13 protein-coding genes are annotated in these 14,055 nt (G+C 44.5%); 11 read left to right on the plus strand and 2 right to left on the minus strand.

Going from position 1 to position 14,055, the window contains the following annotated elements; genetic code table 11:
- Positions 1-124: 124 nt before the first annotated feature.
- The 5 genes from accD (at position 125) to purF (ending at position 5,080) form a co-directional block, all read left to right on the plus strand.
- The gene (gene accD, locus GMES_RS17415) at positions 125-973 is read left to right on the plus strand and encodes an acetyl-CoA carboxylase, carboxyltransferase subunit beta (protein ID WP_006994079.1); all 849 of its coding nucleotides are present in this window, start codon (positions 125-127) and stop codon (positions 971-973) included.
- A 15-nt stretch (positions 974-988) separates the two neighbouring features.
- Positions 989-2,269 carry a bifunctional tetrahydrofolate synthase/dihydrofolate synthase gene (gene folC / locus GMES_RS17420; protein WP_006994080.1) on the plus strand — a complete coding sequence of 427 codons (1,281 nt, stop codon included), beginning with the start codon at positions 989-991 and terminating at the stop codon, positions 2,267-2,269.
- Positions 2,266-2,910: an SPOR domain-containing protein gene (locus GMES_RS17425; protein WP_006994081.1), complete on the plus strand. Its 645-nt coding sequence runs from the start codon at positions 2,266-2,268 to the stop codon at positions 2,908-2,910. The genes folC and GMES_RS17425 overlap by 4 nt, the downstream gene beginning before the upstream one ends.
- Before the next feature lie 137 nt (positions 2,911-3,047).
- Entirely contained in the window at positions 3,048-3,536 is a 489-nt protein-coding gene (locus GMES_RS17430; RefSeq protein WP_006994082.1) for a CvpA family protein, read from the plus strand.
- Positions 3,537-3,562: 26 nt separating this feature from the next.
- Positions 3,563-5,080: an amidophosphoribosyltransferase gene (gene purF / locus GMES_RS17435; RefSeq protein ID WP_006994083.1), complete on the plus strand. Its 1,518-nt coding sequence runs from the start codon at positions 3,563-3,565 to the stop codon at positions 5,078-5,080.
- Between the two features lie 136 nt (positions 5,081-5,216).
- On the opposite strand, the gene GMES_RS17440 is transcribed toward purF, so the two are convergent.
- The gene (locus GMES_RS17440; protein ID WP_006994084.1) at positions 5,217-5,816 is read right to left on the minus strand and encodes a Yip1 family protein; all 600 of its coding nucleotides are present in this window, start codon (positions 5,814-5,816) and stop codon (positions 5,217-5,219) included.
- A gap of 312 nt (positions 5,817-6,128) precedes the next feature.
- Here GMES_RS17440 and GMES_RS17445 point away from each other — a divergent pair, with 312 nt between their 5' ends.
- From GMES_RS17445 to miaE, 4 genes are all read left to right on the plus strand, one after another.
- The gene (locus tag GMES_RS17445; protein WP_006994085.1) at positions 6,129-7,142 is read left to right on the plus strand and encodes an HlyD family secretion protein; all 1,014 of its coding nucleotides are present in this window, start codon (positions 6,129-6,131) and stop codon (positions 7,140-7,142) included.
- The gene (gene rbbA / locus GMES_RS17450) at positions 7,142-9,949 is read left to right on the plus strand and encodes a ribosome-associated ATPase/putative transporter RbbA (RefSeq protein ID WP_006994086.1); all 2,808 of its coding nucleotides are present in this window, start codon (positions 7,142-7,144) and stop codon (positions 9,947-9,949) included. The genes GMES_RS17445 and rbbA overlap by 1 nt, the downstream gene beginning before the upstream one ends.
- A 3-nt stretch (positions 9,950-9,952) precedes the next feature.
- Complete coding sequence (locus GMES_RS17455) at positions 9,953-11,077, plus strand: ABC transporter permease (protein ID WP_006994087.1); 1,125 nt, start codon at positions 9,953-9,955, stop codon at positions 11,075-11,077.
- Positions 11,078-11,258: 181 nt separating this feature from the next.
- Positions 11,259-12,011 carry a tRNA isopentenyl-2-thiomethyl-A-37 hydroxylase MiaE gene (gene miaE, locus GMES_RS17460; RefSeq protein WP_006994088.1) on the plus strand — a complete coding sequence of 251 codons (753 nt, stop codon included), beginning with the start codon at positions 11,259-11,261 and terminating at the stop codon, positions 12,009-12,011.
- A 15-nt stretch (positions 12,012-12,026) separates the two neighbouring features.
- Here the strand turns inward: miaE and GMES_RS17465 are convergent, their stop codons facing one another.
- Positions 12,027-12,545, minus strand: a complete 519-nt coding sequence (locus GMES_RS17465) for an HAD family hydrolase (RefSeq protein WP_006994089.1) — start codon at positions 12,543-12,545, stop codon at positions 12,027-12,029.
- Between the two features lie 151 nt (positions 12,546-12,696).
- Here GMES_RS17465 and GMES_RS17470 point away from each other — a divergent pair, with 151 nt between their 5' ends.
- Positions 12,697-13,317 (plus strand): HvfX family Cu-binding RiPP maturation protein, encoded by a 621-nt coding sequence (locus GMES_RS17470; protein ID WP_006994090.1) that lies wholly within the window; start codon positions 12,697-12,699, stop codon positions 13,315-13,317.
- Between the two features lie 117 nt (positions 13,318-13,434).
- A complete protein-coding gene (locus GMES_RS17475; protein ID WP_006994091.1) occupies positions 13,435-13,986 on the plus strand; it encodes an NAD(P)H nitroreductase in 552 nt (183 codons plus the stop codon).
- Positions 13,987-14,055 lie beyond the last annotated feature (69 nt).

The following is a 14,055-nucleotide window of genomic DNA, read 5'->3' on the forward strand; positions in this document are numbered from 1 at the left end:
TTCGTAACTTCGGATAACTGTGTTTTAATACGGTTTGAATGTGCCTAGAAAATTAATTGTTGCATCTGTCGTTGCATATCCTCAATAAAAACAACGATATGATTGCCAAAGAAGGTTTAAATTAATGAGTTGGATTGAAAAGATATTACCGCGTACAAAATCACCCACTAAAAGTAATGTACCTGAAGGTATATGGACTAAGTGTGGACAGTGTGATGCGGTTCTATACAAGACTGAGCTAGAAAAGCAATTAGGCGTGTGTCCTAAGTGTAATCATCATATGCGTGTCTCTGCGCGTGCTCGGTTGAATCAATTTTTAGATCAGGGTGAGCGTACCGAGCTAGGTAGCGAACTTGAACCGAAAGATTTACTGAAATTCAAAGATTCCAAAAAATACAAAGATCGTTTAGTTGCTGCCCAAAAAGCCACAAATGAAAAAGATGCTTTAGTGGTCATGCAAGGTAAATTAAAAGGCATGCCGGTAGTGGTAGCTGCATTCGAATTCGCCTTTATGGGTGGGTCTATGGCGTCAGTGGTTGGGGCGCGTTTTGTGAAAGCGGTTGAAGCCTGTTTAGAACACGACATGCCACTTATCTGTTTTTCTACCAGTGGTGGAGCGCGTATGCAAGAAGCGTTGCTTTCATTAATGCAAATGGCAAAAACCAGTGCTGCATTGGCGAAAATGAGCGAGAAAGGTCTGCCTTACATATCGGTTATGACGGACCCTACTATGGGGGGTGTATCAGCCAGTTTAGCCATGCTAGGTGATGTTAACGTAGCAGAGCCTAAAGCGTTGATCGGTTTTGCTGGGCCAAGAGTTATCGAGCAAACCGTGCGTGAAACATTACCTGAAGGCTTTCAGCGTAGTGAGTTCCTATTAGAGAAAGGGGCTATTGATGTCATAATCGATAGACGTGAAATGCGCGATCGTTTGCACAGCATGTTATCTAAGTTGCATCATCAACAGGCATAAAACTCCAGTACATCAATGACAAATTTATCTTCTATACAGGCCTCTGAATATGAGGCCTGGTCTTTAAATGAGTGGCTTGACCATCTCAGCGCATTACATCCTAAAAACATAGAAATGGGCCTTGAGCGAGTTGCTACAGTCTTTAAGCAACTCAATATCTCTTTTTCAAAACAAACCGTGGTTACTGTTGCTGGTACTAACGGCAAAGGCACCACCTGCGCATTTCTTGAACAAGCCTGCTTAGCAGCAGGTAAAAAGGTAGGAGTTTATAGCTCACCTCATCTGATTCAGTACACTGAGCGTGTGCGCATTAACGGCATCGATGGGAGCGAGCAAGCCCATTGCCGAGCGTTTCAAGCCGTCGAGCGTGCTAGGGGAGATATTCCTCTGACGTATTTTGAGTTTGGTACCCTAGCAGGGCTTAAACTTGTTCAGGATGCCAATGTGGATATCGCGCTGCTTGAAGTGGGCTTAGGTGGGCGTTTGGATGCCGTGAACGTGGTGTCGCCTAACATTGCAGTGATCACCAGTATCGATTTGGATCATCAAGATTGGCTAGGTGATACCAAAGAACTAGTGGCAGCGGAAAAAGCAGGCATTATGCGTGACAACATTCCCGTGGTGTTGGGTGAGCCAGTGAAATACCAAGCTTTGCTTGATGCTGTTTCTAAGCACAGTGCACTGGCATTTTGGCAGCGTGTGGATTTTGATTATCAACTAGCAGACGATTATATGGTGTGGAGTAATCATCAGCTAAGCTACGCGCAATTGCCCATTCCGCATATTCCTGCACAAAACGTGTCTACTGGCTTGCAGGTTATCCAACTTCTTAAGCTGGACTTAAATGAAGCGGATTTGGCTAAGGTGATCACTGACACAAGACTACCTGGTCGATGTCAATATATTGGAGATTCTCCTGCCATTATGGTGGATGTAGCCCATAATCCTCATGCCACGGGTTATTTACTTTCGCAAATACGTAAGCTTGATTACGACAGGCTTTACTTAGTTGTAGGTATGTTGAAAGACAAAGATATTCGCTCGAGTCTAGCGGATTTTTCAAACTTAAATGGGCATTGGATGTTGGGCGGCTTAGATGTGCCAAGAGGCGCTACCGCAGCGGATATTAAAACAGTGTTAGGCGAGCAGCAAAAAGTGCTAGAATTTTCCACGGTTTGTCAGGCGTTTGAGAAAGCGAAGGCTTTAGCGCATGAGCAAGACTTGATTGTTGTATTCGGTTCCTTTTTTACCGTATCAGACATTCTTAAGCTATCAAATAAAGGAAATAACGAGTGACATCTGCGCTAAAAAATCGATTAATTGGTACGGTGATTATTGTGGCGATTGCTGTTATTTTTTTGCCGGATTTATTGGGTGGTAAAACTCAAAGCGAAAAAGAACTGTTTGTAGAATTACCAGAGCGCCCAGCGGTGAAAACCGTGCAACGTCCAGGCAGTTTTTCTACTGAAGACGTTGCCAATCTCACCTCTAGAGACATTGAAATAGTCGAAGACAATGCAATTGACGACAACACGCCTGCCAGTGCAGCCGTACAAGAAAGTGACATCAAAGGGCAGGAGGACGCTGATGTGGCGGCTCAATTAGCCAATACAGCACCTGTGCTAAATCCAGAGCCACAGACAAAACCCGTTACAGCATCGAGCACGCAAGCTTACGATAAGGCCTTACTCGAGGGCGCCGGCTGGGTTGTTCAGTTGGGTACTTTTAGGCACAAAAAGAATGTGCAGGAATTGCTTGATAAGTTAGAAAAAGCCGGCTATCGCGCTTTTACCCGACCGGTTCAAACCAATAGTGGCACGTTAACTAAAGTGTTTGTGGGACCTGATTTGCAAAAGGCTCGCTTAGAAAAATCCCTCGGTGAACTGACCGAGTTAACAAAATTAAAAGGGCGAATTTCCCCATTCACTGTTCAGTAATATGGATTGCTATTAATACTAAAATTAGCAAGATTTTAGTCATGAGTTTTGGTAATATGCGCGCGAATTTAGTGTTATGGCGTGAAGATTAGTTTTTTAATCCACGTTATTCATCACCAGCGGATTTATCAATTTTTATGAACTGGATAGACTACGCCATCATCGGCGTCATTCTGCTCTCCACCGTTATCAGTTTAGTACGTGGGTTTGTTAAAGAAGCAATCTCACTCGCTGTCTGGTTTTGCGCCTTCTTTATTGCCAGTCGTTTTTATGCGGACTTGGCGACCTACCTAACTAGCATTGATGATCAAACTATTCGCAACGGTGTGGCGATTGCTATTCTGTTTGTGGTGACTTTGATCCTTGGCGGACTACTCAATTATTTGATTTCTCAGCTGGTGCACTACACAGGCCTGTCGGGCACTGATCGTGTCCTTGGCGTGGTATTTGGTGTGCTCAGAGGCATATTGATCGTCAGCGCTTTACTCTTTTTTCTCGATACGTTTACCCCATTGGCTGATGCTGATGGATGGAAAACATCATTGCTTATTCCTGAATTCAGCTTAGTTATAGAGTGGTTCTTTCAATATTTGCAAGGTAACTCAAGCTTCATCAAACCCGTTTAACAAACCCGTTTAAAAAGGTAACTCACATGTGTGGTATTGTCGGAATCGTAGGTAAAAGTCCAGTAAACCAGTCTTTATATGACGGGCTGACTGTATTGCAACATCGGGGGCAAGATGCAGCAGGGATCGTCACCATAGACGAGGGGGTATTTCATCTGCGTAAAGACAATGGGTTGGTGCGCGATGTTTTCCACACGCGTCATATGAAGCGACTCACAGGTCAATTCGGTATTGGTCACGTACGTTATCCTACAGCGGGGAGTTCTAGCTCTGCAGAGGCGCAACCTTTCTACGTTAACTCACCTTTTGGTATTGCCTTTGCTCACAATGGTAATCTAACCAATGCACATGAGCTAAAAGACGATGTCTTTCGCATAGCTAAACGCCATATTAACACCACGTCTGACTCTGAGTTATTGCTCAACATTATTGCGCATGAACTTCACAACTGCGAAGGGTTAAGCCTAACCCCAGAAGAAGTCTTTAAAGCAGTGACAACGGTTCATAAAAAGGTGCGTGGTGCATACGCTGTGGTTGCTGCAATAATAGGCAACGGTATGCTGGCTTTCAGAGACCCATTTGGCATTCGTCCTTTGGCTCTGGGAAAACGTAAAACTGAATTTGGCGATGAATACATGGTAGCCTCTGAAAGTGTTGCGTTGGATGCCGTGGGTTTTACGTTTATTCGTGATGTGGCGCCGGGTGAAGCTATTTATGTGACTGAAAGCGGCGAATTGCACACCCAGCAATGCGCACACGGGGCAATTAATGCCCCTTGTATCTTCGAATTCGTTTATTTTGCCCGCCCAGATTCTTTTATCGATGGTATTTCGGTTTATGCGTCTCGCGTTAATATGGGTCGTAAGCTGGGTCAGAAAATCGCTCGAGAGTGGGCAGATTTGGATATAGACGTTGTCATTCCTATTCCAGAAACATCAACCGATGTTGCCCTACAAATCTCACTTGAGTTGAACCTGCCATACCGCCAAGGTTTTGTGAAAAATCGTTATATCGGCCGCACCTTTATCATGCCTGGCCAAACCATGCGTCGTAAATCGGTACGTCGTAAATTAAATGCCATCCCCTCTGAGTTTGCCGGTAAAAATGTATTGCTGGTGGACGACTCGATTGTGCGGGGTACTACCTCAGAGCAAATCATCGATATGGCCCGTGAGTCTGGCGCTAAGAAGGTATATTTTGCATCGGCGGCACCAGAAATTCGTTTTCCTAATGTGTACGGAATCGACATGCCTTCGGTGAACGAATTGATTGCATATGGCCGTGAGATTGAGGAAATTAGCGACCTGATACGAGCCGATGGTTTAATATTCCAAGATATCAGCGATTTAGTTGAAGCGGTTACTGAGCTTAATCCAGCTATTGAACGCTTTGAAACATCGGTGTTTGACGGAAACTATATTACAGGTGATGTGGATCAACATTACTTGGAGCGTATTGATACTTTGCGTAATGAAGGGGCCAAAAACGCTGGCATTCAAACCGAGCTAAGCAACCTTGAAATGCACAATATGCAAGAAGACTAAACGGCAAAGTGTGTTTTTAAAACATAAAAAAGCGCTGTTATTCAGCGCTTTTTTGTATCTGCAGTTCGCATATTCTTTTGCGGACAGGCAGTTATGCGGTCAATACTCATTCTATAGAGTCTTAGCCTGCAAACACTTACCCTGTAAACACTGGCCCCATGCCCATGCTCCACAAAATAACGGAAGCGGCCATTAAAATAGTTAACAGTACCAAGCCACAGGTCACCACAGAGCTCGCATAAATAAAGCCTTTATCTTCAGGGATATGCATAAGAATAGGGGTGCCAGTGTAAAGCAAATACACCGAGTAGGTGAGGCCCACTAAACCGATCATCATGACAAACCATAATACAGGGTAGAAAGCCGCAAAACCTACCATAAACAAAGGTGTTGCCGTATAAGCTGCCAGTTCAAGGGATTGGGTATAAGTGGGAGTCGAATCGAACGCTTTCGCCAGCTCGTGAATAAGCACTGTTAACGCCAGAACGCCGACCACTAAGCCCAAATAGGTACCAACGCTCATAATAGCAGCGCTTTCTTTAGTGAGTTTTATTGTGTCACCTACACCAATGCTCCAACCCAAATATGCGGTAGAATAGTAGGTCATTAGAGCTGGAATAAGGGATATCAGGGCGATGTGACTTAGACTGTAAAAATAGGTTTCGTGGCGATCATCAATGCTGTGCCATTCTTCTTTAGGGTGGGCATACAACCCCCACAGGTGATTCAAAATCATATAGTTACTCGCTCTTTTGTTGTTAACAATGAATTTACAACTAATTAACGTTCATTCTGTTGTAGGTTGGTCAATTCGTCAACAGTTTTCGTTTTCTACCTTAGTATTAGCGGTTTATTTAGACTAGATATAACTTGGCGTGGATTCTTAGCAAGCCTGAAGATTTGTATCCTCCGCTTTTTTCATCGGGTTTGGTATTACCTTTAAAAATCTATCTCCAAGTTGATTCGTGTCATTTTTTTGCGACCACATTGGCGTAATATGTAGCTTACGATTTGCGAAATGTTTTAAACATCAACATTGGATAGCACCTTGAAAAAGTTACTCTCACTTATTTTACTATTAGCCGTTATTGCAGCTGGCTATTTCGCTTGGAATTACTTTAATTCTTCTGATGCAACCGTTGGATTTGCTTCAGGAAATGGACGTGTCGAAGCCGTTCAAGTTGATGTATCTACCAAAATTGCCGGGCGAGTAGAGGCAATTTATGCTCAGGAAGGCGACTTAGTGCAACAGGGGCAAACGATTGCAAAAATTGATACCAAGCAGTTACACGCTCAGCTTTTACGTTATCAAGCCGACGTAGCCGCTGCGCAAAGCCAAGTGGCCTCGGCCAATGCTGGAATTGCTCAAGCCAAGGCAGAAAAGCTACTTGCTGAACAAGAGCTAGCCAGAGCCAAGCAGCTTATTAAGCAAAATAATATCAGTAAGGAAACCCTAGATACCCGAGAAAGTAACGTGGCGGTGGCTATTGCTAACGTTGAAGCCGCTGAAGCGTTAAAAGTGTCGCGAATGCGCAGCGTTGATGCAGCCAAAGCGGTAGTCGAAGAAATACAAACACAAATTGACGATGCCACCCTTATTTCCCCTACCATTGGGCGTGTACTCTATCGGTTAGCTGAGCCTGGCGAAGTACTTGGCAGCGGTGGCACTGTGATAACCTTGATCAACCTTTCCGATGTATATATGGAGATATTTTTACCTACAGCGCAAGCCCATCGCGTGGAAATGGGGGCCGAGGCGCGTGTCAAATTAGACGTACTTGAAATCGCCATTCCTGCAACCGTGAGCTATGTATCGCCAGAGTCACAGTTCACCCCTAAGCAAGTGGAAACGGCGACTGAGCGTGAAAAGCTCATGTTTCGGATCAAAGTTCGCATCCCACAAGCGCTTGTGCTGAAGCATATCGAAAAGGTAAAAACTGGGGTAAGGGGAGTGGCTTACATTCGACTTAATACGCTGGACGGAGAGCCGTTAGCTGACTGGCCAGAATTTCTACAAAAATTACCTGAAGAAACCCCATCTAACGATAACAGCGCTCGCTAATGGCAATGTCTGATTCTGCGCCTTTGCTTGCAAGCTTGCAGGGAATAAATCATACGTATGGCGATGTACAGGCGCTAAATGACATCACGTTAGATATTCCTGCCGGCATGATGGTGGGCCTTCTCGGACCCGACGGCGTCGGAAAGTCGACATTATTAGGGCTTATTTCCGGGGCTCGAAAATTACAAGACGGCCAATTGCAGGTGTTAAATGGAGACATGCGCTCATCAGCTCATCGTAAAAAGGCCGGCCCTAAGATCGCGTATTTGCCCCAAGGTCTTGGGAAAAACCTATACGCTGACTTGAGCGTAGAGGAAAACTTAGATTTTTTTGCTAAGTTGTTTGGTCAAAAATCGCAAGAGCGAGCTTTACGCATCACGCAGCTGACTAAAGCCACTGGACTTGAATCATTCCTGCATCGTCCAGCAGGTAAATTATCCGGTGGTATGAAGCAAAAACTAGGGTTGTGCTGCTCTCTCATTCACGATCCAGACTTGCTGATCCTTGATGAACCAACGACTGGGGTCGACCCCTTATCCAGGCGTCAGTTTTGGCAACTTATTGCGCAGATTCGTTCACAAAGACATCAAATGAGTGTTGTTGTTTCCACCGCATATATGGATGAAGCGGAAGGCTTCGATTGGCTTGTTGCTATGGATGCGGGCAAAGTCCTTGCTTCAGGTAAACCACAAGAGCTAAAAAACACTACTGGCACCGATGATCTAGAAAGTGCCTTTGTGGCGTTACTCCCATTGGAAAAACGAGGAAATACAGAAAAGCTCGTTATTCCTCCACTTGAAGTAACAACCGAAAAGCCCGCGATTATCGCGAGAGGGATCACCCGAAAATTTGATGACTTTGTGGCCGTGGATGACGTCAGTTTTGAAATAAAAGCCGGTGAGATTTTCGGTTTTTTAGGCTCCAACGGATGTGGTAAAACCACGACCATGAAAATGCTTACCGGTTTATTGCCGATATCCTCTGGGGAAGCGTTTCTATTTGGTAAAGAAGTTGACGCGAGTGATATGAAAACCCGCATGAGGGTGGGATTTATGTCCCAAGCGTTTTCTTTGTACACCGAGCTGACAGTGCATGAAAACTTATTATTACACGCTCGTTTGTTTCATTTATCCACCGAAAAAACAGCTCAAAGAATTCGTGCGCTGGTAAAACGCTTTGATTTACAATCGCAGCTGCATACTAAAGCCCAGTCATTGCCACTTGGGATCCGTCAACGCCTTTCACTTGCTGTTGCTGTTATTCATGAGCCTGAAATGCTCATTCTAGATGAGCCCACCTCTGGCGTTGATCCTGTTGCTCGGGATGTCTTTTGGCGTTTATTAGTGGAGTTATCACGCAGAGATAAAGTCACCATTTTTATATCCACTCATTTTATGAATGAGGCCCTGAGGTGCGATCGCATATCGCTTATGCATGCCGGAAAGGTATTAGTGTATGACGAGCCTAAGCACCTTGTTGCTGCTAAACAGGCATCTACATTAGAAGAAGCCTTTATTGGCTATTTAGAAGAAGCCATAGGGGGAAAAGAAGCACCTGAGAACGAAGAACCGAGCGCCGCCTTGGCAAGTATTCCCTCTGAACCCTCGACGTCGCTAATGGAGCCGCTAGAGGTGGCGTCAAATGGGTCCGTAAGTACGAAAAGTACCACAACAGATAATGTTTTTAGCTTGAAACGTATGCTCGCTTTTAGCTACCGTGAAATCATGGAAGTGATGCGCGACCCAGTGCGCTTAACATTTGCTTTTATCGGCAGTGCATTGCTGTTGCTCGTCGTTTCTTATGGCATCTCTCTTGATGTAGAGGATTTGACCTACGCGGCCTACGACAATGACCGTACCCCTCAAAGTCGCGAGTACCTTAGCCATTTTGAGGGCTCAAGGTATTTTATTAAGAAGCCGAGTATTCAAAGTGAAGATGATCTTGAAAGGCGTATGCAGTCAAATGAAATTACCCTAGCGCTGGAAATTCCTGCTGGCTTTGGTCGCACCCTGATCCGAGGTGAAACCCCCTCTGTTTCGGCTTGGATCGACGGCGCGAATACCACGCGGGCGGGCACAATTGAAGGTTATGTGTCGGGTGTACATGTTGCTTATTTAACGCAACTCTTTGCTGAGCAAGGTTATGATATAGACGATTATGCGAATGTAGACCTTCAACCTAGGTACCGTTATAACCCGACCTTTGAAACGATTTTTTCTATGGGGCCTAAAACCCCAGCCATGTTGTTGTTATTGTTTCCTGCCATATTGATGGCTGTCAGTATGGCGCGGGAAAAGGAGATTGGCACTATAACCAATTTCTTTGTTACGCCGACCACGCGTTTTGAGTTTTTATTGGGTAAGCAGCTGCCTTATATCGCTATCGGTATGATCAATTTTGTGACGTTAACCTTGCTGGTGGTCTATCTGCTCAAAGTGCCACTAACTGGAAGTGTGACCGGTTTGATGCTCGGCGCGTTCTTTTACGTCTTTGCAGCAACGGGTTTTGGTTTACTGGTTTCTTCAATCACCAATACGCAAGTGGCTGCGGTGTTTGCTACGGCCATTTTAACCCTAATGCCTACCGTGATGTTTTCCGGCATGATCCAACCTACTTCTACTCTGGAGGGGGGAGGATATATTATTGGTACGTTATGGCCAGCCACCTATTACATGCACCTGAGTGTTGCTGCATTTACCAAGGGATTAAGTGTGTGGCAGTTAATGAATGATATATATGTTCTCGCTATTTTTGGGCCCGTTTTTGTGGTGGTGACTGCGTTGTTTCTTAAAAAGCAGGAGGCCTAGTTGATGAGAGCATGGATAAATATTTACTGGTTAGGGCTAAAGGAATTGCGCAGCGTATTGAGTGATTTCGTTATGCTTTTACTCATTATTTACTCATTTAGTTTGGCAATTTACGCACAATCAACAGCCACAAGCGAATCTGTGAATAATGCTTCTGTGGCAATCGTGGATGAAGACCACTCTGCGTTGTCTCGCACCATTGCAAATGCGTTATATCCACCTTATTTTAAAGTGCCAATCCTGATTTCACCATCCGAAATTGATGATGCAATGGACAGCGATACATATATGTTTGTCGTTAGCATTCCGCCCAATTTTGAACGCGATGTAAGAAAAGGCGAACGACCCAGTGTGCAAATCAATATCGATGCCACGGCAGTCACTCAAGCTAGTTTAGGCAATACCTATATTCAAAATATTATTACCGATGAGGTAAATCACTATATCACTCGCTCTGATGAAGACACTGAATATCCTGTTGAATTGGTGCAACGCAGAGCGTTTAATCCTAACGGCACAGGGATGTGGTTTGGGGCGATTAATGCGCTGCTTAATCAGATATCTATGCTGACTATTATCTTAACTGGGGCGGCGTTGCTGCGCGAAAGAGAGCACGGCACAATTGAACATTTACTGGTGATGCCACTGACCTCTTTTCAAATCGTGATGTCAAAAGTCTGGGCAAACGGACTTATCATTTTGGTCTCGTTTATGCTGTCTACTTTTTTTGTAGTGGAATGGATTTTAGATGTGCCCATTGCCGGCTCTCGATTATTACTGTTTGGTGGCACGGCATTGTACTTACTGGCAGCTGCGGCGATAGGGATTTTTCTAGGGACAATTGCGCGCACTATGGCACAGTTCGCCTTGTTACTGCTGATGGTCATTATACCCATCATGATGTTGTCCGGCGGGTTAACGCCCATCGAGAGTCAACCTGAGGTGATCCAGCCAGTGACCTGGTTACTGCCTTCCCGCCATTACATGGCATTTGCTCAAGCGGTGGTATTTAGAGGGGCAAACATTACGATCGTATTGCCTGAAATGCTAAAAATCCTCGGTCTGGGATCTGCATTTTTTATCGCGAGCATTCTGTTATTCAGGCGTTCTATTAGTGTTAGTAAGTAACAGAAATGAACAGTAATCAATAGCCTCACCTTACTGATAGAGCGGATAATTGATAAATTCCAAGCTGCGCAGCTAATCATCACACAGCTTATGGTATAGTACCGCCCGCCAATTTCCCGAGCGTGTCAGTTGTATATGCTGCGGTATTTATTCACAAAAATTATGTAAGGTTGTTTGCTGCTTGGAAAACCTATTAGCCCCCATCAAAGCGTTTTTAAAATGCGACACACCAGACGAGTGGGTCTCCGCTGCTGTCAAAAAAGAAAACCTAGCGGTATTGCTAACGGATCACCTGATCTGTGAATTAAAGGCAGCGCAAAGTGCGATGTTTTTAATTCGTCGTTATGCGGTAGATGCCGACAGTGCAAAAGCCTTATTGAATTGGTTAAAGCCCTATGAGGATTTTGCCTATCGTCAAATTGGCGACTGGCGAGAGCTTGAAAAGTTAAAATTAGATAAGTCTATGTTGGTTAAATCGGGTAGTCCCTACGGCCAAGATTTAGTGGATAAAATGGTAATGCTTATTCGCGAAGAGCTGCATCATTTTTATCAAGTCCTCGAGATGATGCATAAATACGATATCGAGTATGACAAAATTGAATCGAGTCGTTATGCAAAAGGGCTTTTACGGCATGTTAAAACCCACGAACCTGATGCCCTCATCGATAAGCTGATTTGCGGTGCTTACATTGAAGCGCGCTCTTGTGAGCGTTTTGCCAAAATAGCGCCATTTTTAGACAAGTCCTTAGGCGATTTTTATATTTCGCTGTTACGCTCTGAAGCGCGCCATTATCAAGATTATCTAACATTAGCGACTGACATTGCGGGCAAGGATATATCACAGCGCATTGCATTTTTTGGGGAGGTGGAAGCGGATCTCATTGTGCAACCTGATAGTGATTTTAAATTTCACAGCGGCGTGCCCACTCGATAATGCTGACAGTCGCTATCATCTGAATACCTCTAACTGTGTGAGCAATTCATCTAAGTGGTGTATTTCGTGAAAAGATTGCCTTTCTTTCAAAGGGATGTTTGCGTCTGTTGTCGTTGCGCCGATGATTGATGGATTGTACCAAATAGCGCTAAGACCGGCTGCCAGAGCAGGGCGGATATCTTTTTCAAAGGTATCACCCACCATAATTACATCTTCGTGGGCGACTCCTAGATTCTTTGTTATTTCCAAATAAAACGCAGGTGTGCTTTTGTTCAAGCCTGTGTTGGCGAAACAAAAATAGCCTGAAATGTACTGCGCTAATTCGACCCGCTCAAACGCTTTTCTGATTTCATGTTCGTCAGAGTCTGCTGCATTAGTCGCGATATAAATTGCACTATCTTTCGCTAGTTGACTTAACACAGTAGTTGCACCATCAATGCATTTGACGGTGGGCCAAAGATGCATTTTGCCTAGAGCGTTAGGGAAATCCACCATAAGGGTGTCTCCCCAATCGAATAAATAAGTTGCACTCATTGTCTTACTCATAAAGGTGGGAGCTGCATTGATATAAATGCTGCAGTCTGAAGGATACGGCTGAAGTAAGACTAATTATTGTTGGTATTGATTGAAAGTTTTTTTGAATATCTGCTATCTATTGAGTAACAAATTATTTATTGGAACCTGTATGAGCGTATTGAATTTAGTCACCGGTGCACAGCGCACACTTGAAAAAACCTCCGTTTTTGAGGGCATTGCGCCCTTGCTACTTCGCTTGTATTTAGCGCCAGTCATGATCCAAGCTGGATGGACAAAACTGGGTAGTTTTGACAATACCGTTGATTGGTTCGCCAGCCCAGATTATGGCCTAGGGTTGCCGGCACCTGCGTTGTTGGCCTCATTGGCGATAGCAGCTGAACTGCTTGGCGGTATTTTCATTTTAATAGGACTTGCCACTCGCTGGGCGTCTATTCCCTTAATGTTTACTATGCTTGTGGCTGCATTTTCTGTGCATTGGCCAAACGGCTGGCCAGCGATTGCTGATGCCTCTAGTTGGTTATCAGATGGTACGATCATGCTGAATGAAAATGTTATGAGCGCACCGGATAAGTTAGCTGCAGCTAAAAGCTTGTTACAAGAGCATGGGAATTATAACTGGCTGACATCAAGTGGTAAGTTTGTGATCCTAAACAACGGCATTGAGTTTGCCATGACATACTTCTTTATGCTGCTGTCGTTGTTTTTCACTGGTGGCGGAAAATTCACCAGTGTAGATTACTTTCTACGCAAAAAATTTATGCCTCAATAGGGCACAATTACTATAAAAATCAAGGGCGCATTGTGCGCCTTTTTTTATTGCTCCTTGTTGTGATAATCGCCATACTAACTGCCTATATTCTGTTTTTCCTTGAGGTATTTTTATTCTATGGACGCCTTAAACCTGCTGCTTAATCGTAGCTCTCACCCTAGATTACAAGCCCCTGCACCGGCAGGTGAAGCATTAACCAATATTATGCAAGCCGCACTTCGCGCGCCTGATCATGCGTGTTTAGCCCCATGGCGGTTTATTGTGTGTGAAAAATCAGGCCTAGCAAAGTTGGGTGATATTTTTGAACAAGCAGCAATTGATGCTGATATGACCGAGAAAGAGATAGAGCGAGCGCCACAGTTACCTAAGCGTGCGCCTATGGTGATTGTTGCGATTGCAAAATATGTGGAACATCCCAAAGTGCCTTGGGTTGAGCAGGTTGCTTCTGCCTCGTGTGCTGTGCACGCCATGCAAATGGCAGCGGTCGCGCAAGGGTTCAATGGTATTTGGCGTACAGGCAGTTATGCGCAAGATGAAAATGTTAAGCAGGCGCTTGGGTGCGCTGAAAAAGACGAAATTGTCGGCTTTTTATACTTAGGTACGCCGGTAACGGATGCCTCACCTAAACCAAAGCGTGATGTGGCAGACTTCTTTGAAGCATGGAAATAGAGAAAGACTAAAGTGATAATAACTGCGAGAACTAAAGCGGAAATATAATTAACTGAAAAATACGGCTCT

The organism is Paraglaciecola mesophila KMM 241, from assembly GCF_000315015.1.
In the GTDB taxonomy this organism is placed as follows: Bacteria; Pseudomonadota; Gammaproteobacteria; order Enterobacterales; family Alteromonadaceae; genus Paraglaciecola; species Paraglaciecola mesophila.

Bases quoted from the DNA above. Each gene is read 5' to 3' on its own strand.
- folC (WP_006994080.1), top strand. From the start codon at position 989: ATGACAAATTTATCTTCTATACAGGCCTCTGAATATGAGGCCTGGTCT.
- GMES_RS17430 (WP_006994082.1), top strand. From the start codon at position 3,048: ATGAACTGGATAGACTACGCCATCATCGGCGTCATTCTGCTCTCCACC.
- GMES_RS17465 (WP_006994089.1), bottom strand. From the start codon at position 12,545: ATGAGTGCAACTTATTTATTCGATTGGGGAGACACCCTTATGGTGGAT.
- purF (WP_006994083.1), top strand. From the start codon at position 3,563: ATGTGTGGTATTGTCGGAATCGTAGGTAAAAGTCCAGTAAACCAGTCT.
- GMES_RS17455 (WP_006994087.1), top strand. From the start codon at position 9,953: ATGAGAGCATGGATAAATATTTACTGGTTAGGGCTAAAGGAATTGCGC.
- rbbA (WP_006994086.1), top strand. From the start codon at position 7,142: ATGGCAATGTCTGATTCTGCGCCTTTGCTTGCAAGCTTGCAGGGAATA.
- accD (WP_006994079.1), top strand. From the start codon at position 125: ATGAGTTGGATTGAAAAGATATTACCGCGTACAAAATCACCCACTAAA.
- GMES_RS17470 (WP_006994090.1), top strand. From the start codon at position 12,697: ATGAGCGTATTGAATTTAGTCACCGGTGCACAGCGCACACTTGAAAAA.
- GMES_RS17475 (WP_006994091.1), top strand. From the start codon at position 13,435: ATGGACGCCTTAAACCTGCTGCTTAATCGTAGCTCTCACCCTAGATTA.
- GMES_RS17440 (WP_006994084.1), bottom strand. From the start codon at position 5,816: ATGATTTTGAATCACCTGTGGGGGTTGTATGCCCACCCTAAAGAAGAA.